Source organism: Wolbachia endosymbiont (group A) of Hylaeus communis, from assembly GCF_947251915.1.
GTDB lineage: Bacteria > Pseudomonadota > Alphaproteobacteria > Rickettsiales > Anaplasmataceae > Wolbachia > Wolbachia pipientis.
Genome location: NZ_OX366396.1, coordinates 109,359 through 129,917, shown reverse-complemented (window position 1 = coordinate 129,917; position 20,559 = coordinate 109,359). Strand labels below are relative to the sequence as shown.

The following is a 20,559-nucleotide window of genomic DNA, read 5'->3' as shown; positions in this document are numbered from 1 at the left end:
ATCTTCTTTGAAGGAAAAAATTTGTCAATGCAAGGCAATATGAAGAGCAGTTAAAGCACCTATGCTGCAGGTGATATAAAACCAAAAGCTACTAGCCCTGCTCCAACTGTAAAATGGGAACTGGGAAACTATTTATAGGTGATTTGAACCGGAGAGACTTTAATCTACTAAAAACTTAACGAACTACTTTTATCAGCACAGTGAAAGGGTTAATACGGTAGCCATAATCTTTACGCGATGATCCAGGCCAACCAACTGTTTGAATCACATCATTACGTTCGATGTTTAATCCTAACTTTTTAGCTAAGGTGGTTTTTATTGTTCTTTGGATTGTGTTTAGTGGTTTTCTGATGTGATGTTCTGGATCTGCTTCTGGATCAAGATTTAGGCGCTTTTCTATTTCAGTTATGCTAAGCAACATGTGTTTTTCAGGAGGTAATTCTTTTTTACAATCATGCAAAAATTGTTCAAATAATATGCGAAAAACCTTCATACATGCTACAGCTTTCTTATTTAGAATCTCTATATTGTTTACGTAAAGTGAGCCCTCTATCAATTGCAACTTTAGCAATTCCTTCTCTTTAGGAGGTTCAATTAGATTAAGTGCAGTATGTAAGATTTGCATTGAAGTATTTGGTATGAACTCTAGTACTCCTCTTTGTGCTGCTTCTTGGAATACTTCAATTAACGTCTTATGCTGAAAGAAAAGGTCAACCATTTTTACTATGGGCAAATCAAGAGGTATGTTTGATGGATTTTTTCTCAGTATTATTAATACAGTTGAATTAGCTTTAAGCTTATCTATCGTTAAGAATGTTGGATTGGTGCAAAAATCAAGTATGATTAAACTTATAATCTTACCTTGTCCACCAACATGATAAACTCCACTTTCCACTTTTTGCCACATGAAATGCGTATTACTTAGCTGACCTTCAAACCAATTCATAAATTTCTCTGGGTTTAAATATGCAGATAAGCGGTGAAATCTTTGCTTCTTGTAGGTATTAGGTAAAATATCACGGTTGCAATTTTCACAAATTATATTATCGCATGCTTCGTTAAAGTTCTCATCAATGAAAATCTCATTGTTACAGTATGGATCAACTATATTTGGCCAATCTAATTTATCTTGTCTATGAGAGCAGATAATATAGGCCCTCTCTTGCATCTTAATTAATTCAAGATTCGACAAATACCTTGCTGCTTCGATATAATTTTGATTTGGATTAACCCAAGAGCTGCCAGAATTAAGAAGATCAGAGATTTGCTCTTGGCAAGATTGTAAGACCATAAAATTGTTTTATGTATGCTTTAAAATCCTCTCTTTCCCTTTTATTCAGAGGATGTTCAGAGTAGTAAATTGCTATATACTCATCACTTCGCTTGAAAAATAAGCCTATCTTTTTGCCTTGAAATATTACTTTAATCGACTCTATAAATGGCACTATGTCTCCTACAAATGGCTTTAAAACATGCAATTCCGGTGCAATAGGATCATATGGAGCAACAGTCAAAGTGATATTAGTATAGCTGTAATTGAAACGATTTGACTGAAATTTTAACTCAAAAGTGAATATATTTGAATCAGAGCCATCAACACAAACTTTAATGAATTATATACTTGCTCTGCAAAGTTTTTATCCTGCGCGTTTACAAAAACACATTCAGAGCTAAAATAACGACTCGCAATGCTATTTGCTATCTCTGTAGCTTGATCAATATTTTTGGCAGTAAGATCTACTTGAGTACCATTAACTAGAAAATCCAAAATCATCCAATCTGGCTTATGACCATGAATAACCTTATTTGAGTTTAGTAGTAAATCTATACCACTAGCTCTACGAACTAATACATATAAACGATTTTGATGGTAGAAGAAACCTTGTAATTGATTTTCAAAACCGTCATTGCGTTTAATGTCGTCTTCTTTCAGTATCTGCACTATGGTTTCCTGAGAGATGAAGTCTTTAAATGGAACATTTGGTTGTCGTGGTGTCTTTTGAAGAGCAAATGATACAGAACCTTTTCTTTGTATTTTTTCAAAGTGATAGACAGACTTTAAAAGGTTGTGATCTACATGAAACAATAGAAATAACAAAGACTTTTTGTCGTATTTATTGTTACCTTTTAGAAGGTAGGATTTCATGAGTTCCTCAGTCAATGCAGATCTTGCAATTTCACTGACAGTAGCTTCAAGCTTTGCACGTTCAAAACAGCTAATCAGGTAATAAATAACTAGAGAGTCTAAATGTTTAGCAATCACTTTGCGTTTATATTGTATGGATGTGTTATCGTAGTCTTGATCATCAAAGAGTTGACCATTTAGCTTGTCTTTAAAGCAGTGTTGAAAGATAACACTTAACTGCCTACCAGAAAGTGAATTCATCCAAGAATGACGGACTTCTGTATTGTGAAAACGCTCAAGTAAGTAGTTAACTGGTACTTCTAAATCATCTTCCCAGAATTTACGGTTTGGGTAAACGTTCATAAGAAATTAGCTAAGCTACGTTAGCATAATAGATTAATTACACTGTTAAGATAGAAATCTGAAAGCCTTGACCAATAATTATACAATGCTTGTTTACTGATTTTTAACCAAGTTTTTTTCTAAAAAGTTTATTTATGAAGAAGATTTTTTGGACAAAAATTTTTCAAATCCTGAATATATATTATATAGCACTCTAGCGAAACAAATTCTGAATATAAGTGTCAATCCTAACACTCGATCTCGGCAAACAAACAGGCTGGGCAATTCTAACAGATGGAATAATTGAAAGTGGAAGCAAAAGCTTTCATGGTAGTCGTTTCAGTGGAGGTGGCATGTGTTTTTTAAGTTTTCGCAATTGGCTTAATTCTTTGAAAGAGATTTCTGCAGTGTACTTTGAGGGGGTGAGAAGACATCTAGGAACTGATGCAGCTCATTGCTATGGTGGTTTTCTTGCAGTGCTGTCTGCTTGGTGTGAAGAACATCACGTACCATACAAAGGTGTTAATGTTAAAACTATAAAACGCTTTATAGCAGGCAAAGGCAATGCAAGTAAGAGTGAAGTTATTGAAGCTGTAAAGGAAAAAGGGGGGTTGCCTAAAGATGATAATGAATCTGATGCTTTGGCATTAATGTTCTATATTAGTAAAGATATTAATAAGCTCATAAAAAGTGGGTCCTTTCAGCCAGAATGGCGGGTTTGGTGGTGCTGACCCCAGGCCTTCTTTAGCGTCAGAGATATTTTGAATATTAACTTTTTAATTATTAAGATATGAATTTAGCAATCCACTACTATCCTGTTGAAAACCTCGTCGAATATAAGCGTAATTCTCGTAAAAATGATGATGTAGTAAATAGAATGTGTGCTTCAATCAGGGAATTTGGCTTTCGTATACCAATAGTTGCAAAAAGCAATGGAACTGTGGTTGATGGTCATTTAAGACTTAAAGCAGCAAGAAAACTTGGTATGGAAAGTATTCCAGTGGTCTTAAGTGATAATCTAAATGAACCACAAACCAAAGCTTTTCGATTACTGGCAAATCAATCAGCTAATTGGGCAAAGTGGGATGGTGAGCTTTTGAAAGTAGAAATTCAAGAGTTAGAAGATTTACAGTTTGATCTTAAAATGACTGGATTTGAATTAGAAAAAGTTCAAAACTTTCTTGATGATTTAGATGGTGAAAAAGAAGATCTTTCTGACTTAGTTGTTGATGACAAAAAAGTAGAAATAACAAAACCAGCTGATCTATGGATTTTAGGTGATCATCGAATCTATTGTGGTGATAGCTCTTTAGTTGAATCATATAAAGCGGTATTAGATAATAAAATGGCAGATATTACCGTATGTGATCCTCCATATAACGTTGATTACGGTAGCAGTCAGGAAAGAGAAGAGAAAAAAATATTAAACGATAATCAAGGTGAAAAGTACGAACTTTTTCTCTACGACATCTGTTCCCATATTTTAGCATATACGAAAGGTGCAATTTACATCTGCATATCATCATCAGAGTTTTCAACGTTACAAAAAGTATTTGAGGAAGCGGGAGGGAAATGGTCAACATTTATCATTTGGGCAAAGAATCACTTTACGCTAGGAAGATCAGATTATCAAAGACAATACGAAGCAATGCTCTATGGATGGAAAAGCGGCAATAAACGTGAGTGGCATGGGGGTAGAAATCAAAGTGATCTGTGGTTTTATGACAAACCAGTGCATAACTCATTACATCCAACAATGAAGCCAGTAGAGCTAATGGAAAGAGCAATAGTTAATAGCAGTAGATCAGGAGATATCGTACTTGATCCATTTAGCGGCTCTGGAAGTACACTGATTGCATGCGAGAGAACAGGAAGAATTTGTAGGACAATAGAGCTAGATTCAAAATTTGTAGATGTAACCATAAAACGTTGGCAAGTGTACACAGGTAGGTAAGCAATTCTTTCTGGTACTGGTAAAACTTTTTCAGAGATTCAAGAAGAAAAACAGTAAGAAAAAAGTGGAAAAGATAACGCAAACAGAAATTTAGTAAGCCTTGGTAGTTGTAATATTAATACTGGTATATACCGTATTTTAATGAGTTTAGCGTAACAAATAACTTTGGATTAAATGTGATGTACTCAATGAATCAAGAAAAGATGTTAGCTGGAGTAGTAACTTCGCAAACAAATAATGAAGCATCGTTTTCTGAAGAAGTAGAAAATAATGTTTCAAATTCTACACTATCTGTTAAGGAGAGAATTGAATTGTTTGAAAAAGGTACGAAGCAAGAACCTGACCTGAACACTGAATGCAAACTAGCTTCTTTAAATGTGATTAGCAATAGTAGCGATAGCAGTATTACAGCAAAAATAGACGAAGCAGGTGCTGATTTTTCAGTGAGTTGTTCTTCTTTAGTATTGGATGATGGTAAAGACATAGAGGACGAATTTAATGCAGTTTGTGAGGCAAATAGAATAGAATATAACCGTCCGTATTCTCTTGATCAGTTTGAGGCAGCATCCAACACATCTTCCAACCCCAAAATAGACAATACAAAAGAAATGCAAAAAGAGGAAGAGGATAAAGAATTAGGAGATAAACCAAAGCCGTTACCTAGGAATGGAATGTTGGAGAAGGACAATATTAGAAATGTAGCTCCACCTTCACCTAGAACAGCAGAAAATCATCGGTTGAGTATTATTCAGGATATTGCACCACCAAAGCTACCACATTCTTCTTTCCAATTAAATGGAGAAAAATGTGATGAGCAAGAAGCTATAGGAGAACCTATGTATGCAACTATAGACCAAAGTAAAAGATTCTCGAAAAGAGGTTTAGATGGTGAAATAAATGATCAAAGTCCAGAGATAGAAAAGTCAAATTCTGAAGAAACATCAATTAAGAAAGAATCAGAAGATATAACTGATGAACCTGTAGATCTGAATACGAAATTTTTAAAAAAGAGTTTGGAAGGAAGCGATAGTGGGATAGACAATAGAAGTGCAGAGGTGACAAGATCAAATTCTCAAGTAACAGAAATGAGTGAGTTTTGTGGCAGGCAAGGATGGGAGAATATGTCATTAAATCATGATAGTCCAGTTACACTTTCAACTAGCCCATCAGAAAAAAGTGATAATGAAGAAACCCCGTTAATTAAAAAAGAAAAGAAAACAAATAGAATTTTGCCAAGAGTAAAATATGCAATGCAGCAGAAGGAATTTGTAATTTTCGGTATAGCTGCTGTTGCACTTAGCGCTTCTGCAGCTTTGGTATATCTACAGGATAAAGGACAATTTATTGCATTTTTTGCAAACAGCCCTCTCTATATTACTATGCCAATGATAGCAATTACTTCATTGCTTGCAATTAGCACAATATTTTGTGGAATAAAGCAATTTAGAGATACTGAGGAGTGTCAAATAGGGGGAAAGAATGCGAATGAAACTTTGAATCAGGTGCTAAAGTATCAACCAAAAGATAAAGTAATAAAATCAGTCAAACTGGAATACAGCAATGGTACTCATTCACATTTTACACTTAACGCTTGGAAGGGTAAGAACAACTTCATTAATATTGACGACAAAGTCATTAGTAGAAGAAATAAAGTAGAATCAGTAATCAAAGATAGGCCATTATTTACAGCATTATTAAGCAGTTTGGTTGCTGCAAATATAGTATTGCCTTTATTACTGTATGTAGAAGGTGGTATTAATAGTGTACAGAAGTTTTACCAGAACGCTTTGATTAATAACGTAGGGTTATCACTACTTATAGGCTCGAGTATACTTGCACTATCAGTGATATTCCTTGGAGTACATTACTACAGAAAAACAAATTGCACAAATCTTGTATATTGTGAGGAAAGAATTGAACCAGAAAAAGTTAATGGAAAGTTCATCGAGGAAATAAAGGAAGCAAGGACAAAAGTGCTTGAAGAAAACCATAGTAAAGATGCCAAATGCAGCAGTTTAACGCTAGAGCAAGTAGTGGTTGAATCTCATAACTACAAAGATGCAATTTATAGTATTAGTTGAAAATAGCCAAATTTCACTATGTAAAAAGAAAGCAGCTATAAACCGGAGTACTTCGCTCTATATTAGTAAAATATCTCTAAGACGCCGGCAAGTATAAACAGGTAGGGAATTGCTGATACTGGCAAAACCTTTTCAGAGATTCAAGAAGAAAATTCGTAGAAACAAGAGAGAGGAGAAAAAAAAGTGAAAATCACACAAACAGAATGGGCAAGAGAGATAGGAGTATCAAAGCAATATGTCTGTTCTTTAGTAAAAAAAGGAATAGTTGAGCTGGAAGATGGACTTATTGACCGAGAACAAGCAAATGAAGCGGTAGCAGCAATAAGAGATCCAAGTCAACCACTTAGGAGAAAAGAGCGCGGAGAAAAACTTTCAACGATATTGCTAAAAACGCGAATAAAAAATGAAACGGAGCGTGGTAAACTTTTGGAAGCTAAAGTGAAAGCTGAAATAGGCAAATTTGTGTCAATTGAAGAGGTAAAAACTGAAGCATTTAACGTAGCAAGAGTTGTTCGTAATAATTTGCTTAATATTCCAAATAGAGTTTCAGCGCTGCTTGCATCACTGAGTGACACTGAAAAGATTCATATGGTGCTAACTGAAGAGATTACAAACTCACTCCAAGAATTATCTAACAATAGATTTCAAATATAAAAAGATTTTGAATGTAAAATGGCTGATAACTTAAGTTTAGAGTTAATAAAGTGTCTCATCAATCAACCTGGATTAGATGTTAATGTTAGAGGGTTGAATGGAAAGACACCACTACATTGTGCTATAGAGTTTGACGAATTAAGTATGGTAGATTTGTTACTCACAAAGAAGAACATTAATCCTTTTGTAGAAGATAATGACGGTAAAACATCTCTTGATTACGCCAAAGAAGGGAAAAAAGCAGAAATATTACAAGCGCTAATTAATAACAAATACGGATCAGAACAAGATAGCTTACTTCATTTAGCTGCAATGATAGGTGAAGTTAATGCAGTTAGATATTTGATAGGAAAAGGTATTGACGTTAATGTACGAAATGCTTTGCATCATACGCCATTACATCTAGCGGCAGGCATAGGACATGGAAATGTTGTCAAAATTTTAGTGGAAGAAGGAAACGCTGAAATAGATGTCTTTGATGCACGAAATCAGACACCAATGCACTATGCAGTTAATAACAAAAAGTTGGAGATAGTAAAGTTACTGCTAAAGCTTGGAGCAGATGTAAATAGCGCGCGCATGGGACAAAACTCAATGAAATTGTCACCTATTCATATAGCTGTAAGTAATACTAATTACGATGAAAGAGATTTGTGTTTGGATATCCTCAAATGCTTAATAAGGGAGCCTAATGCTCAAGTCAATTTGCAAGACTACGAAAATAAAACACCACTACACTATGCTGAAAGACTTAAAACAATAGAAGTTTTACTAACGCGAGAAGATATAGACCCTCTGGTACAAGACGATAGCGGCAAGACACCATTTGATTACGCTAAACCTGAGATAAAAAAGGCTTTGATGAGTAATAAATACGGTTCTGAAAAGAATAGTCTATTGCATTTAGCTGCACAAAAAGGAGAAATTGAGCTTATAGATGCAATTTTAAAGGAAGAAATTGATATTGATATTTCAAATAATAAAGGTTTATCACCGATTTACCTTGCTGCAGAAAAAGGGCATTTACATGTAGTAAAGTTATTGCTGAAAAAAGGAGCAAATTATACACCTATTTTACATTTAGCAATCAAATCAAACAATTTAGAATTACTAAAAGTTTTGTTTACTGAAAAAAATGGGGCATTGCTCTGTAGAGATACAGCTGTCAAATTTCCAACCCTTAATAATAAATATATAGCACAGAGAGAAATAGCAGATAAAAGGATGAAAAAGCATAATAACATTATCTGCATCTATATTACGGTCAGCGCAATAGCAGTAGCAGCATATATAGGTTTAACAGCAACAACAATAAGCAGTGCAATCATTTTTGCAACAATGACAGGGATATTTGCTCTTGCTGTAGCAATAATGCTAAGTGAGATAAGAAAAAGATATATAGAAAACGAATTTCAGAAAAAGATGTTTATGGAACTGGAAGAGTGTAGTCCTACTGTTAATGGTGTTGAGTTAGAACCAATTGTGAGTAGATGCAGGCAATGATATATGCTAGAGCTTTTTCTGAAGGTTTAAGACCAGATCCGCAGCTTAAAGTATCAGAGTGGGCGAATGAGTATCGAGTTTTAGCGCCAACTGCAGCATCAGAGCCAGGAAAGTGGAGAACAGAGAGAACTCCTTATTTAAAAGAAATCATGGATTCACTATCTCCATCTTCTCCAGCGGAAAAAGTAATATTCATGAAAGGAGCGCAGATTGGAGGAACAGAAGCAGGAAATAATTGGATAGGCTATATTATAGACCAAACACCAGGGCCAATGCTAGTAGTACAGCCAACAGTTGAAATGGGAAAGCGTTGGTCGAAGGGAAGATTTGCACCATTAATAGAGAGTACACCATGTTTAAAAAGTAAAGTAAAAGACCCAAGGTCAAGAGATTCAGGCAATACTGTACAGAGTAAGGAGTTTCCAGGTGGAATAGTAGTAATAACTGGAGCAAATAGCAGTGTAGGACTGAGATCTATGCCAGTAAAATACCTCTTTCTTGATGAAATAGATGCTTACCCTGGAGATTCAGGAGGAGAAGGAGATCCAGTTTTACTCAGCATAGCTCGAACCAATACATTTGCACGTCGAAAGATTTTTCTGGTATCAACACCAACGATTCATGGAATAAGCAGAATTGAGAAAGAATTTGAAGCAACAGATAAGAGATACTTTTTTGTACCATGTCCGTATTGTAATTACTATCAAGTTCTAAAATGGTCACAAATAAAATGGGAAAATAATGATTCGAGAACAGCACATTATATTTGCATAGAATGTAGCGGAAAGATAGAAAATCATCAAAAGACAGAGATGCTTGAGCGTGGAGAATGGAGAGCTATAGGGGTAAAAGAAGGGGAGAAAAAAGGATTTCATCTTTCAAGTCTTTATAGCCCAGTTGGCTGGTATAGTTGGCAACAAGCAGTAGAGGATTTTCTGCATGCCAAAGAAAGTGAACAATTACTGAAAGTTTGGATCAACACAACGCTTGGAGAAACCTGGGTAGATAAGGGAGAAGTACCAGATTGGAAGCAATTATTTAACAGGAGAGAATTTTTTCCCGTAGGCACAGTACCTAGGAGAGAAGTGGTACTTACCGCAGGAGTAGATGTACAAAAAGATCGTTTAGAAGTAGAAGTTGTAGCCTGGGGAAAAAGCCGCGAAAGTTGGTCAATAGACTATCGAGTATTTGAAGGAGATACTGGGGGTAGAGAAGTATGGAAAAAACTTTCGGAGTTACTCAATCATCATTTTATCGGTGAAAATGGTCTTGAATACATGATAAGCATGATGGCAGTTGATGCTGGATATGCAACGCAGGAAGTATATAACTGGGTGAGAAGTCATCAGAGCTGTGGAAGAGTAATGGCAGTAAAAGGTGCAAATAAAGCACTAGTGCCGCTGAGTAGCCCAAGCAGAGTAGATATAACAGTTGGTGGTCAAAAGCTAAAGAGAGGAATAAAGCTATGGCCAGTAGGAGTATCGATATTAAAGTCAGAGCTTTTTCAATTACTTAATGTTTTAAAAGAAGAAGAGGGAAAACTCTACCTGGATACTGTCATTTTCCGGAGTATGCACCTGAATATTTTAAGCAGCTAACGGCAGAGCAATTAGTCAGCAAGGTAGTGAAAGGATACACTAAACAAGAGTGGCAAAAGGTAAGAGAAAGAAATGAAGTACTAGATTGCCGAATTTATGCGAGAGCAGCATCTATTGCACTTGGGATTGATCGTTGGCCAGAGAGTAAATGGAGTAGTCTAAATGAAAAACCAGAAAGTAAAAAGTCGAAGAAGATAGTGAAAAGTAAATGGATCAGCAAGTAGTATAGCCTTTCTTATAATAGTCCGAATGCGATAAGATATGTGTTTATGGCTATAGCAGGCCAGTAGCATATTACGGTCTGTTCGGATTATTGTAAAAAGAGCTATAAATGTATAACGAAGATTATTTAATTCAAGTCGAAGAAGCGATAAAGAAGCTGCAAAGCGGAGAAAGAGTTGTCTCAATTGCATATGGTGACCATGTTGTGCGGTACGGAGAAGTTCAAATAAATGATTTATTGAATTTAAGACAACGAATTAAGGCTGAGTTAAAAGTTGCAGGCATGAGGCCAAAGAGGAAAATTGTTTTTTCAACGAGTAAAGGAATTTTATAAATGCTGCTAAAAACCTTCAAGCAATTATTTAACAAACCAAAGATAAAAAGCTCAGCGTGGGATGCAGCCATACGCGTCAAGTTAAGAGATTGTGAGCAAATTTAGAGAGGTTAAAGTGGATACTCTAGCCCTTCTACGTTTGTCTTTTAATGAAAATCGCGACCAAGTTATAGTGAGTTTTTTAAGAAATGCTTTTAAACTATTAATTTTGGTTAATACTAAAAATAACTCTCTAACCCGCCTTTTTAGCTCAATAAATGCCTTTGTTAAGCTAAGTTCTGTATTCTTTTTCACTTCTGTGCAAACAACTATGCCGTGAAATATAAGAATTGCGCACAATTTAGCATATAGTTCACATAATACTCTGCATGGCTTTCCTTTTAGCTTATCAAGTCTGATATGGCTTTTATACAATTTAAATAATAACTCAATTTGCCACCTTACTCTGTAAATCGTTAATACTTGCTCAGCACTAATTTTATTTTCTGGAACATTAGTTATAAATATTGACCAGTTCAACAATTTTTGATTTCTTTTAGAGGATGTATATCCCTGCGATCTTGCTAATCTATTAGCTTTCCTTCTTCTGGCTATAGACTGTTCTTCAGTTAGTTTCTGACATATAATTCTTACTCTAATTTTTGCTTCTTTTCCTAACAATACCTCGTTTTCTAAAAATAACTTATCCTCTAAACATTCTAATAACTCCATTTTTTGATTTGTTTCTACATCATATACGTTGGTATCGGATTTATAACGACTTATGAAATAAGCTCCTATTTCATTGATTTGTTTAAAAGAACTTGGCACAAAATAACCGAGATCAGATATTAGCAAATCATTGCTTGATATATTACTTAAATGTTTCCTATATCCCTGGTCTGATCTTATTCCCTCCGTTAAATTAAGTTGGTCTATTATCTGATTCATGTAATCGAAAACTAATTGTAACTTTATTCCAGACTTAGTATTGCTTTCATAGCCACTGTAGCTAGTACCATAACCTTTATACATCTCTTCCATACTGTTAGGTAGAGTAATATAGCTACTGTCCAATAATTTAACACTATTAAATTGCTGTAAGATTTTGCAATCAACTTGCAAGATATTTTTAAAGAGAACCACAGATTCATTATACATCCTTTTCATAAATTCCACTGCTTCTTCAGTAAATCTAAAATCCAAACCTTGTTTTGTTATATCTATCGAGTCCTCGTTTAGTAATTGACACATTGTTTCTACGCTACAATTATCAACTCCTATATTACCCAAGACCATGGCTTTTACGAATGATGAACCTTTTAGCTTTCTCTTTCTTTTTATAAACCTTGTTGTAATTGAGATTTTCTCTGCTTTTTCATTAAAAAATTCTTTGAGCTTTTTTGATAAGCAAGTTATTTTATTCATTGGTTCTCTCACTAAAAGTATATCTGGGAGAACTTATACCTTATTATTCTATCTCTTTCATACCTTTATTTCCTTAACTTGACGCGTATGGCTCCAACTGCATAAGATGTTTCAAACCTATATGCATCATCTATCGCAGCTTTGTATGTCATTGCTACTATAATACCAACTCCTGGAACAGTAGTTAATAATTTACAATCCTCATCTTTTTTACCTTGCTCTGAGAGCATTTTGTCAAGTTTTCTTATCGATTCTTCTATTGTTTCTAAGCTATGTACTAATACTTCAATTGAGTTCTTGCTAATTTCATCTAGCTCATTAATTATTTCTTGCACTTTTAAAACGAAACTTGTAGATCTGGCACGCTGATCAATTTTTATCCCGTATATTTTTAATAATCCTCTTATTGTTCCCTCAATTTTCCCTCTGCTACGTGTTAATTGTCTTCTGCTTCCAAGCATTATTTTAATCTGACAAGCTTCATCTGACTTTACTAATACCTCTTTAAATAGCCCAACTCTCATCATTTGTGCTATACCTCTTGCATCATTTTTATCATTCTTATTGATTCTTGCAGACAATGCTGCTGCCATATGCCTTGCATCTACACAAGTTACTGGCAATCCAAATCTCCTCAATTCTTTGCACATTGATATTGATAGTTGTCCACTTTCTATCCCTATTGCTTCATATTTTTTGCTTTGACTAAGCAAATACTCCGCTATTGTACTGCTTTCACTTACAATAACTTCTTCTTTAACAATTTTTCCTTTCTCATCAATGATACTGATAAAAGTTTCCTTGAGTGAGACATCTAATCCACTATAATATTTCATGAGGCTGCTCCTACTGTAAAAGTTTAAATTATTTTTGAAGAACTAATTCTATTGAACTTGTTACTTCGTGCTAAAATAATGGAGTATGTCTCTCCATCATTCAATAGCAATTACAGTATGTGTCTTTATCTGTTGCTGTTAGCTCAAATGAAAATTTTTGTATATTGCTTTCAATACTTCTCGAGCGAATAGCACTGATCTTAATTGTTTCGCTAGAAAATGCTTTACTTATGTTTTTGGATTTTTCCTTAAAGAGCTTAGGTAAATCCTCTATTTTATACTTATTCTTAGTTTCAGTGTTACTGTTGTGCATAGTTGATACAGTGAATTCATCAACGCAAAGGTAAATAAATAAGATTAATCAGTCAATAAATTAATAATCAGAATAGGGCAATTTTTCGAATTGTTGATGATATTTAAAATTTCACTATAATGAAAGTTTAAGCCAGCGTTTTTAAGATGAATAAAGAGTTATTAGATGACATACTTTCACTTGAAGATAAAGCAGTTTCCGAAATTGAGAATGCTTCTTTTTTGCAAGATTTAGAAAAAGTTAGACTATTATATTTGGGAAAAAAGGGTGTAGTTAGAGCGTATTTTGATAACTTAAAAAAGATAGAAAATGCAGAGAAAAAGCGTGATTTAGGCGAAGTTATCAACGTTTTACGTAATAAGCTAGATCAGCTTATAATGAATAAGGAAAATATACTAAAAGCCGAAGAAGTTAGCTTTAAATTGCAGAACGAGGCGGTTGATATCACGTTGCCCGTTAGACCAGAAAAAATGGGCAAGGTCCATCCACTCAGTAAGGTTATAAATGAAGTAAAGCTTATTTTTGCACATATGGGTTTTAAAGCAGTTGATGGCCCTGATATTGAAGATGAATTTCATGTATTTGATGCACTGAATACTCCAAGTCATCATCCTGCGCGAGAGGAGCAAGATACCTTCTACTTAAAGAACAAAATAGATGATAAAAGAATGGTACTGCGCACTCACACCTCATCTGTACAGATTAGAACCATGGAAAAAACAAAAAAGTTCCCAATTAAAATAGTAGCTGCAGGTAGAGTATACAGAAATGACTTTGATGCAACTCACACTCCTATGTTTCACCAGATAGAAGGGTTATATGTCGATGAAAGTGTCAATATGGGCCAGTTAAAATTTACTATCCATCACTTCCTTAATAAGTTCTTTAGCGATAAAGGGCTGAAGATACGCTTTCGTAATAGTTTTTTTCCTTTTACTGAACCCTCTGCGGAAGTGGACATAAGTTATAAAGGTAGTAAATGGATAGAAGTGCTTGGATGTGGTATGGTGCATCCAAATGTCTTTCAAAATGTTGGAATAGACCATACTAAATACAACGGTTTTGCGTTTGGCATTGGTATAGAAAGGCTTGCGATGCTAAAATATCAAATCAGCGACCTAAGAAGCTTTTACGATAACAAAATCAGTTGGCTTGATCATTATGGTTTTCATTTTTCATCTTTAAGATAAGTGATAAATAAAGCTCATACTTTTATCATACTTGCTGCCGGGCATGGCAGGCGGATGAATTCAGATTTGCCTAAGGTTCTGCACGAAATAGGCAATTTTTCCATGCTTCAGCATGTCATTTACAATGCAAAACAGTTAAATCCTGAAAATATTGCTGTTGTAGTTGATCAGCCTTTAATTGAAAGACTAAAGTGCTTTGAGGATATACAGTTAATTACACAAGAATCAACACTCGGCACGGGAGATGCAGTCAAAACTGCGATGAGAAACCTGAAAGAATTGCCAGATTTGAACATAGTTGTTGTGCAGTATGGAGATACTCCGCTCATAAAAAGCAGCACAATAACTAAAATGGTTAGTTATTTAGAAGGCAAGACTCTAGTTTGCCTAGGTTTTAGGGCAAGCAATAAAGAATATGGTAGGTTAATCATTGAGAATGGTTCCTTAAGAGAAATCGTAGAAGCAAAGAGTGATAAAAATAATCATGAAGAATTTCTTGCCAATGCTGGAATAATGGTGGCATGTGCAAAGAATTTACGTGAATTGGTGGAGAAAATAGAGTGCAATCGCTCAACTCATGAATATTATTTGACTGATATAGTTTCTATTGCAGTGAAGAGTAATTTAAATGTCGGTTACGTTATTACCGGTGGAGAAGAGGCAACTGGAATAAATAACAGAAATGACCTTATAAAAGCTGAATTTTACTTTCAAGAAAATAAAAGAAAAGTTTTTACCGACTCCGGAGTAACGCTTGTTGCACCAGAGACTGTTTTCTTTTCTCTTGATACGCAAATTGCCAGAGATTCAGTTATTTACCCATATGTTTTTTTCGGTACTGGAGTGAAAATAGAGTCTGGTGCGAAAATACTGCCATTTTCGCATTTAGAAAATTGCTTAATTAAAAGTAATGCTGAGGTCGGTCCATTTACCAGAATACGCGGAAACACAACAATTGGTAATAAGGCAAAAATAGGAAATTTTGTGGAAGTGAAAACAAGTGAAGTTGGTCGAAACACTAGAATAAAACACTTAAGTTATATAGGAAATGCTAAAGTAGGGCAGGAGAGTAATATAGGAGCAGGCACTATTGTTTGTAATTATGATGGGAAAAATAAACATGAAACGAATATAGGGAGCAATTGCTTTGTTGGCGCCAATAGCTCACTAATTGCGCCGCTTAATATTCATGATGAATCTGTAATTGCAGCAGGTAGTGTTATAGTTGAGGATGTACCAGAAAAAAGCCTTGCAATAGCAAGAGAAAAGCAAGTAACTAAGAGAATAAAGTAGTCTAATTTAATTATGTTGTTGTGTCATTTTTAATATTAGACTTCTTGCATAACCATATAACAAACTTTTATTGGGAATAGAAACAAAAAAACTTCCTTGACAAACTCCGCCAGCCCCCTTATCATAACCATACGCGTCAAGTTAAGAGATTGTGAGCAAATTTAGAGAGGTTAAAGTGGATACTCTAGCCCTTCTACGTTTGTCTTTTAATGAAAATCGCGACCAAGTTATAGTGAGTTTTTTAAGAAATGCTTTTAAACTATTAATTTTGGTTAATACTAAAAATAACTCTCTAACCCGCCTTTTTAGCTCAATAAATGCCTTTGTTAAGCTAAGTTCTGTATTCTTTTTCACTTCTGTGCAAACAACTATGCCGTGAAATATAAGAATTGCGCACAATTTAGCATATAGTTCACATAATACTCTGCATGGCTTTCCTTTTAGCTTATCAAGTCTGATATGGCTTTTATACAATTTAAATAATAACTCAATTTGCCACCTTACTCTGTAAATCGTTAATACTTGCTCAGCACTAATTTTATTTTCTGGAACATTAGTTATAAATATTGACCAGTTCAACAATTTTTGATTTCTTTTAGAGGATGTATATCCCTGCGATCTTGCTAATCTATTAGCTTTCCTTCTTCTGGCTATAGACTGTTCTTCAGTTAGTTTCTGACATATAATTCTTACTCTAATTTTTGCTTCTTTTCCTAACAATACCTCGTTTTCTAAAAATAACTTATCCTCTAAACATTCTAATAACTCCATTTTTTGATTTGTTTCTACATCATATACGTTGGTATCGGATTTATAACGACTTATGAAATAAGCTCCTATTTCATTGATTTGTTTAAAAGAACTTGGCACAAAATAACCGAGATCAGATATTAGCAAATCATTGCTTGATATATTACTTAAATGTTTCCTATATCCCTGGTCTGATCTTATTCCCTCCGTTAAATTAAGTTGGTCTATTATCTGATTCATGTAATCGAAAACTAATTGTAACTTTATTCCAGACTTAGTATTGCTTTCATAGCCACTGTAGCTAGTACCATAACCTTTATACATCTCTTCCATACTGTTAGGTAGAGTAATATAGCTACTGTCCAATAATTTAACACTATTAAATTGCTGTAAGATTTTGCAATCAACTTGCAAGATATTTTTAAAGAGAACCACAGATTCATTATACATCCTTTTCATAAATTCCACTGCTTCTTCAGTAAATCTAAAATCCAAACCTTGTTTTGTTATATCTATCGAGTCCTCGTTTAGTAATTGACACATTGTTTCTACGCTACAATTATCAACTCCTATATTACCCAAGACCATGGCTTTTACGAATGATGAACCTTTTAGCTTTCTCTTTCTTTTTATAAACCTTGTTGTAATTGAGATTTTCTCTGCTTTTTCATTAAAAAATTCTTTGAGCTTTTTTGATAAGCAAGTTATTTTATTCATTGGTTCTCTCACTAAAAGTATATCTGGGAGAACTTATACCTTATTATTCTATCTCTTTCATACCTTTATTTCCTTAACTTGACGCGTATGCTTATCATAACAGTGAAGCTATTGTATTTGCTTTCGCCAATCTGCAGATTAAAAGGTAAGGATTACTTAATGTATCGGCGTCTTATGTTCAATTTTTTGCAGTATATAGATACTGTATGTCTTTACAAAACTTCATCTACATCTAGATTTTTATCTAAATAAGCTGAACGCGCTTATAAAGCGTTACAAGACATCAAAAAATGCCAATACTCGACAGAGATAGTAAAAGACTAGCTAACTCGGGGATTCTTTGTCTTTTTTTCTGCTTAGTAAACTTCTTAAACATTTGCAGCGTAAGTTAGTTGCAATTAAAAGCAGCTTAATCTTGCTTGTCAAGCGTTTAAAACATAAAAAACGCCAATATTTTAAAGCGGACAATAACCACGGGGCTTCTTTTGCCTTTTTTTTCGCTTGGTAAATTTCTTAATATTTATAGCAACATGAATTGGGCAGGAAGGTGTCATTCCAGTGCTCCTTTTTTTGTCACCCGAGCCCCTATGATGTCATTCCAGTGCTTGACACTGGGATCCAGTTTTCCATATAATCTCATCGAAAATGTTGTAACCACTTTCTATGCTAGTTTGCTTGCTCACAAGCAAACTTTCCTGGATCCCAGTGTCTGGGCACTGGGATGACAGAAGAAGGAGGCGCTGCCGTCTTGGATGAAAAGGCTGGATTCCAGTGTCAGCTACTTTCATGACATCATCATAAGGTAAACCAGTGTCAGCTACTCGGATGACAGGAGAAGGGGCTACTTGCATGACGGTGTCGGTAAACTTAGAGCTATAATAACTATTTGCCTTTTTTCTGCTTAGGTTATGCAAGAAGTCTACTGTCTGAGAAAAGGTAGATAAAAGATGAAAACAAATAGAAGTATTTTAGTAGCTCAAAAAGAACGTTAAGTCATGCTTTTTATTTATATTGACAGCGTATATGACATCGTTTACGATTAAAGTTAATAACAATAATTTATATTTATCATGTTTGCAGTAATTGAGACTGGTGGAAAGCAATATTTAGTAAAAGAAGGTAGTATAATAAAGGTAGAGAAGTTAGAAGCTGAAGAAAAAAAAGAGGTGGAAATCAATAAGGTGATTTGTATTTCAAATAATGGCTTATCTTATTCATCTAATGCTACTGTTAAAGCTGAAGTGTTGGAGCAGTGCAGGGGGGAAAAAATTATAATCTTTAAGAAGAAAAGAAGAAAAAATTACCGTAGGAAAACTGGTCATAGGCAGTATATAACTGTTCTTCGTATAAATGAAATTAGTCTTCAAAAGTAAGAGGTAAGATATGGCAACTAAAAAATCAGGTGGTAGTTCCTGTAATGGTAGAGATTCAGCGGGTCGTAGGTTAGGAATAAAGAAGAATGGGAAGGTTATTCCTGGTAACATAATTGTGCGCCAAAGAGGCACAAAATTCCATCCTGGGAAGAATGTTGGTATAGGTAAAGATCATACGATTTTTGCTAAAATAGAAGGCTGGGTCAGCTTTAGAAGGTCAGCAAATAAAAAGACTTTTATTGATATCGTGCCTACAGATAATATGAAAGCTTCAGCTTGAATAAATCATGGGTCTGTAGCTCAGGTGGTTAGAGCGCACGCCTGATAAGCGTGAGGTCGGAGGTTCAACTCTTCCCAGACCCACCATTTAGTAGTTACTAACTGTGTTTTCTATAGCGGTTTTGATATTGTATAAGCAAAAACATGAGTTTATATAAAAATTTAGTAACCAGTGAATCAGTGGCGGCTGGTCATCCAGATAAAGTAGCAGATCAAATTTCAGATGCAATACTTGATGAGTACCTTTTTACTGATCCTTTTGCGCGAGCTGCAATAGAGACTTTAGTCACCAAAGATAACGTTATTATAGCTGGGGAAGTGTTTGGGCCTAACATCAAAAATAGCAGGATTGAAAGTATTGTACGGAATACAATAAAAGATATTGGTTACAAGCACGATGGGTTCCACTGGAGAAAAGTGAAAGTAAATATATTGCTGCATGAGCAATCAAATGACATTGCAATAGGGTTGGATCAAGGTGCTGGAGATCAGGGCATAATGTATGGCTATGCAACAACAGAGACAGAAAACCTTATGCCGGCACCCATTTTTTATGCACACTCGATTCTGAAAAATATCATGAGCGCAGTTAAAGAAGCAAAACTTGGTCCAGATGCAAAGTCACAAATCACTTTGGCATATGAGAATAACCTCCCGGTACGTGCTGAAAGTATTATTGTCTCAATACAGCACCCTGAGGATTTGGATCAATCAAAAGTAAAAGAAATAATTTACCCTTACATAGTTTCATCTTTACCTGAAGGATGGATGTGTCCTGAGGAAAATCTCTTAGTCAATCCAACTGGTAGATTTGTTATTGGTGGACCGGTTAGTGATTGTGGATTAACCGGACGAAAAATTATGGTTGATACTTATGGAGGTTATATCCCACACGGTGGAGGAGCGTTTTCCGGAAAAGATGCAACCAAAGTTGATAGATCTGCGGCTTATATGGCAAGATATCTTGCTAAAAATATTGTCTTTGCAGGTTTGGCTGAACGTTGTCTTGTGCAGCTTTCTTATGCAATTGGTGTATCAAAACCTACTTCATTCTATATTGATACATTTGGTGCGAATAAGGTAGAGGAAAGAGTAATTAAAAAGTTTATCGAGAATAATATAGATTTATCAACAAAAGGCATAATCAAGCATTTATCGCTTAATCATCCTATATATAAACGTACAGCCTGTTATGGACATTTTGGTAAACAGTCGGAAAGGGACGGTGGATTTTCTTGGGAAAGCATGAACTTGTCTGCTGATCTTTGTAGAGAATTCAATATAGAAGGTAATAGTAAAATTTCTTTAGATTGCTAAAATTTTTGATTTACAGCCCCATATTTATATACTAGCTTATTGTTAAAGCATAGCACGCTTTTTCATAATAATTATACCACATTAGTAATAATTTTTATATTCAATTTTTATTGTGAGGCTTATAAAGTGTATAACGAAATAGAAGGAGAACTGTACAACGTAATTGTAAAAGAGTTTTCTGATCTTATTGATAAAATAAAAGAACACCCTTTTAATGTTGAATTGATAAATATAGCTCTTTCCATAAAAGTCCGGATGTGATAGGATAAGG

The 20,559-nt window shown here is 34.7% G+C and carries 20 protein-coding genes, 1 tRNA gene and 1 pseudogene; 15 read left to right on the top strand and 7 right to left on the bottom strand.

All coding sequences use genetic code 11. The features are described from left to right. Positions 1-175: 175 nt before the first annotated feature. From OPR52_RS00690 to OPR52_RS00680, 3 genes are all read right to left on the bottom strand, one after another. Complete coding sequence (locus tag OPR52_RS00690; protein WP_265038261.1) at positions 176-1,291, bottom strand: hypothetical protein; 1,116 nt, start codon at positions 1,289-1,291, stop codon at positions 176-178. Beyond that, a complete protein-coding gene (locus tag OPR52_RS00685) occupies positions 1,257-1,445 on the bottom strand; it encodes a hypothetical protein (RefSeq protein ID WP_265038260.1) in 189 nt (62 codons plus the stop codon). Before OPR52_RS00685 ends, OPR52_RS00690 begins: the two co-directional genes overlap by 35 nt. Positions 1,446-1,558: 113 nt before the next feature. Continuing rightward, positions 1,559-2,488 (bottom strand): hypothetical protein, encoded by a 930-nt coding sequence (locus OPR52_RS00680; RefSeq protein ID WP_265038258.1) that lies wholly within the window; start codon positions 2,486-2,488, stop codon positions 1,559-1,561. 218 nt (positions 2,489-2,706) lie between these two features. Here OPR52_RS00680 and OPR52_RS00675 point away from each other — a divergent pair, with 218 nt between their 5' ends. The 7 genes and pseudogenes from OPR52_RS00675 (at position 2,707) to OPR52_RS00645 (ending at position 10,813) form a co-directional block, all read left to right on the top strand. Continuing rightward, a complete protein-coding gene (locus OPR52_RS00675) occupies positions 2,707-3,198 on the top strand; it encodes a crossover junction endodeoxyribonuclease RuvC (RefSeq protein ID WP_265038256.1) in 492 nt (163 codons plus the stop codon). Between the two features lie 59 nt (positions 3,199-3,257). Beyond that, on the top strand, positions 3,258-4,421 hold the full coding sequence (locus tag OPR52_RS00670; RefSeq protein WP_265038254.1) for a DNA modification methylase: 1,164 nt from the start codon (positions 3,258-3,260) through the stop codon (positions 4,419-4,421). Between the two features lie 179 nt (positions 4,422-4,600). Beyond that, positions 4,601-6,502 (top strand): hypothetical protein, encoded by a 1,902-nt coding sequence (locus OPR52_RS00665; RefSeq protein WP_265038253.1) that lies wholly within the window; start codon positions 4,601-4,603, stop codon positions 6,500-6,502. A 183-nt stretch (positions 6,503-6,685) separates the two neighbouring features. Beyond that, positions 6,686-7,156, top strand: a complete 471-nt coding sequence (locus tag OPR52_RS00660; RefSeq protein ID WP_265038251.1) for a hypothetical protein — start codon at positions 6,686-6,688, stop codon at positions 7,154-7,156. An 18-nt stretch (positions 7,157-7,174) separates the two neighbouring features. Next, entirely contained in the window at positions 7,175-8,659 is a 1,485-nt protein-coding gene (locus tag OPR52_RS00655) for an ankyrin repeat domain-containing protein (protein WP_265038249.1), read from the top strand. Next, positions 8,656-10,481, top strand: a pseudogene (locus OPR52_RS00650) (phage terminase large subunit family protein). The gene OPR52_RS00655 and the pseudogene OPR52_RS00650 overlap by 4 nt, the downstream one beginning before the upstream one ends. Positions 10,482-10,588: 107 nt before the next feature. Continuing rightward, a complete protein-coding gene (locus OPR52_RS00645) occupies positions 10,589-10,813 on the top strand; it encodes a gpW family head-tail joining protein (protein ID WP_065095024.1) in 225 nt (74 codons plus the stop codon). Positions 10,814-10,894: 81 nt separating this feature from the next. Here OPR52_RS00645 and OPR52_RS00640 read toward each other — a convergent pair whose 3' ends face one another. Then, positions 10,895-12,220, bottom strand: coding sequence for an IS4 family transposase (locus OPR52_RS00640; protein WP_265037763.1), 1,326 nt, complete (start codon positions 12,218-12,220; stop codon positions 10,895-10,897). 65 nt (positions 12,221-12,285) lie between these two features. Further along, positions 12,286-13,056 (bottom strand): IS110 family transposase, encoded by a 771-nt coding sequence (locus tag OPR52_RS00635; RefSeq protein ID WP_265038248.1) that lies wholly within the window; start codon positions 13,054-13,056, stop codon positions 12,286-12,288. 459 nt (positions 13,057-13,515) lie between these two features. Here OPR52_RS00635 and pheS point away from each other — a divergent pair, with 459 nt between their 5' ends. Together pheS and glmU are read left to right on the top strand one after the other, a co-directional pair. Beyond that, positions 13,516-14,559, top strand: a complete 1,044-nt coding sequence (gene pheS, locus OPR52_RS00630) for a phenylalanine--tRNA ligase subunit alpha (protein WP_264723232.1) — start codon at positions 13,516-13,518, stop codon at positions 14,557-14,559. Continuing rightward, positions 14,560-15,852 (top strand): bifunctional UDP-N-acetylglucosamine diphosphorylase/glucosamine-1-phosphate N-acetyltransferase GlmU, encoded by a 1,293-nt coding sequence (gene glmU, locus OPR52_RS00625; RefSeq protein ID WP_320109385.1) that lies wholly within the window; start codon positions 14,560-14,562, stop codon positions 15,850-15,852. 141 nt (positions 15,853-15,993) lie between these two features. Here glmU and OPR52_RS00620 read toward each other — a convergent pair whose 3' ends face one another. Continuing rightward, positions 15,994-17,319 carry an IS4 family transposase gene (locus OPR52_RS00620; RefSeq protein WP_265037763.1) on the bottom strand — a complete coding sequence of 442 codons (1,326 nt, stop codon included), beginning with the start codon at positions 17,317-17,319 and terminating at the stop codon, positions 15,994-15,996. 340 nt (positions 17,320-17,659) lie between these two features. Here OPR52_RS00620 and OPR52_RS00615 point away from each other — a divergent pair, with 340 nt between their 5' ends. Continuing rightward, positions 17,660-17,827 carry a hypothetical protein gene (locus OPR52_RS00615; RefSeq protein WP_265038244.1) on the top strand — a complete coding sequence of 56 codons (168 nt, stop codon included), beginning with the start codon at positions 17,660-17,662 and terminating at the stop codon, positions 17,825-17,827. An 85-nt stretch (positions 17,828-17,912) separates the two neighbouring features. Here the strand turns inward: OPR52_RS00615 and OPR52_RS07775 are convergent, their stop codons facing one another. Further along, entirely contained in the window at positions 17,913-18,170 is a 258-nt protein-coding gene (locus tag OPR52_RS07775; protein ID WP_213863100.1) for a hypothetical protein, read from the bottom strand. A gap of 219 nt (positions 18,171-18,389) precedes the next feature. On the opposite strand from OPR52_RS07775, the gene rplU reads away from it, so the two are divergent. From rplU to OPR52_RS00585, 5 genes are all read left to right on the top strand, one after another. After that, positions 18,390-18,692 (top strand): 50S ribosomal protein L21, encoded by a 303-nt coding sequence (gene rplU, locus OPR52_RS00605; RefSeq protein WP_006279565.1) that lies wholly within the window; start codon positions 18,390-18,392, stop codon positions 18,690-18,692. A 10-nt stretch (positions 18,693-18,702) separates the two neighbouring features. Continuing rightward, positions 18,703-18,972: a 50S ribosomal protein L27 gene (gene rpmA / locus OPR52_RS00600; RefSeq protein ID WP_006279564.1), complete on the top strand. Its 270-nt coding sequence runs from the start codon at positions 18,703-18,705 to the stop codon at positions 18,970-18,972. A 9-nt stretch (positions 18,973-18,981) separates the two neighbouring features. Then, a tRNA-Ile gene (locus OPR52_RS00595) sits at positions 18,982-19,058 on the top strand. Positions 19,059-19,115: 57 nt separating this feature from the next. Further along, the gene (gene metK / locus OPR52_RS00590) at positions 19,116-20,288 is read left to right on the top strand and encodes a methionine adenosyltransferase (RefSeq protein WP_265038243.1); all 1,173 of its coding nucleotides are present in this window, start codon (positions 19,116-19,118) and stop codon (positions 20,286-20,288) included. Between the two features lie 126 nt (positions 20,289-20,414). Further along, positions 20,415-20,549, top strand: coding sequence for a hypothetical protein (locus OPR52_RS00585; RefSeq protein ID WP_265038242.1), 135 nt, complete (start codon positions 20,415-20,417; stop codon positions 20,547-20,549). Positions 20,550-20,559: the final 10 nt, after the last annotated feature.

What these genes read in the sequence shown, in the direction of transcription:
- OPR52_RS07775 (WP_213863100.1), bottom strand. Translation starts at nt 18,170, where the DNA reads ATGCAAGTAGCCCCTTCTCCTGTCATCCGAGTAGCTGACACTGGTTTA.
- OPR52_RS00635 (WP_265038248.1), bottom strand. Translation starts at nt 13,056, where the DNA reads ATGAAATATTATAGTGGATTAGATGTCTCACTCAAGGAAACTTTTATC.
- OPR52_RS00640 (WP_265037763.1), bottom strand. Translation starts at nt 12,220, where the DNA reads ATGAATAAAATAACTTGCTTATCAAAAAAGCTCAAAGAATTTTTTAAT.
- OPR52_RS00665 (WP_265038253.1), top strand. Translation starts at nt 4,601, where the DNA reads ATGTACTCAATGAATCAAGAAAAGATGTTAGCTGGAGTAGTAACTTCG.
- OPR52_RS00645 (WP_065095024.1), top strand. Translation starts at nt 10,589, where the DNA reads ATGTATAACGAAGATTATTTAATTCAAGTCGAAGAAGCGATAAAGAAG.
- OPR52_RS00620 (WP_265037763.1), bottom strand. Translation starts at nt 17,319, where the DNA reads ATGAATAAAATAACTTGCTTATCAAAAAAGCTCAAAGAATTTTTTAAT.
- OPR52_RS00655 (WP_265038249.1), top strand. Translation starts at nt 7,175, where the DNA reads ATGGCTGATAACTTAAGTTTAGAGTTAATAAAGTGTCTCATCAATCAA.
- rpmA (WP_006279564.1), top strand. Translation starts at nt 18,703, where the DNA reads ATGGCAACTAAAAAATCAGGTGGTAGTTCCTGTAATGGTAGAGATTCA.
- metK (WP_265038243.1), top strand. Translation starts at nt 19,116, where the DNA reads ATGAGTTTATATAAAAATTTAGTAACCAGTGAATCAGTGGCGGCTGGT.
- OPR52_RS00670 (WP_265038254.1), top strand. Translation starts at nt 3,258, where the DNA reads ATGAATTTAGCAATCCACTACTATCCTGTTGAAAACCTCGTCGAATAT.
- OPR52_RS00690 (WP_265038261.1), bottom strand. Translation starts at nt 1,291, where the DNA reads ATGGTCTTACAATCTTGCCAAGAGCAAATCTCTGATCTTCTTAATTCT.
- OPR52_RS00680 (WP_265038258.1), bottom strand. Translation starts at nt 2,488, where the DNA reads ATGAACGTTTACCCAAACCGTAAATTCTGGGAAGATGATTTAGAAGTA.
- pheS (WP_264723232.1), top strand. Translation starts at nt 13,516, where the DNA reads ATGAATAAAGAGTTATTAGATGACATACTTTCACTTGAAGATAAAGCA.
- rplU (WP_006279565.1), top strand. Translation starts at nt 18,390, where the DNA reads ATGTTTGCAGTAATTGAGACTGGTGGAAAGCAATATTTAGTAAAAGAA.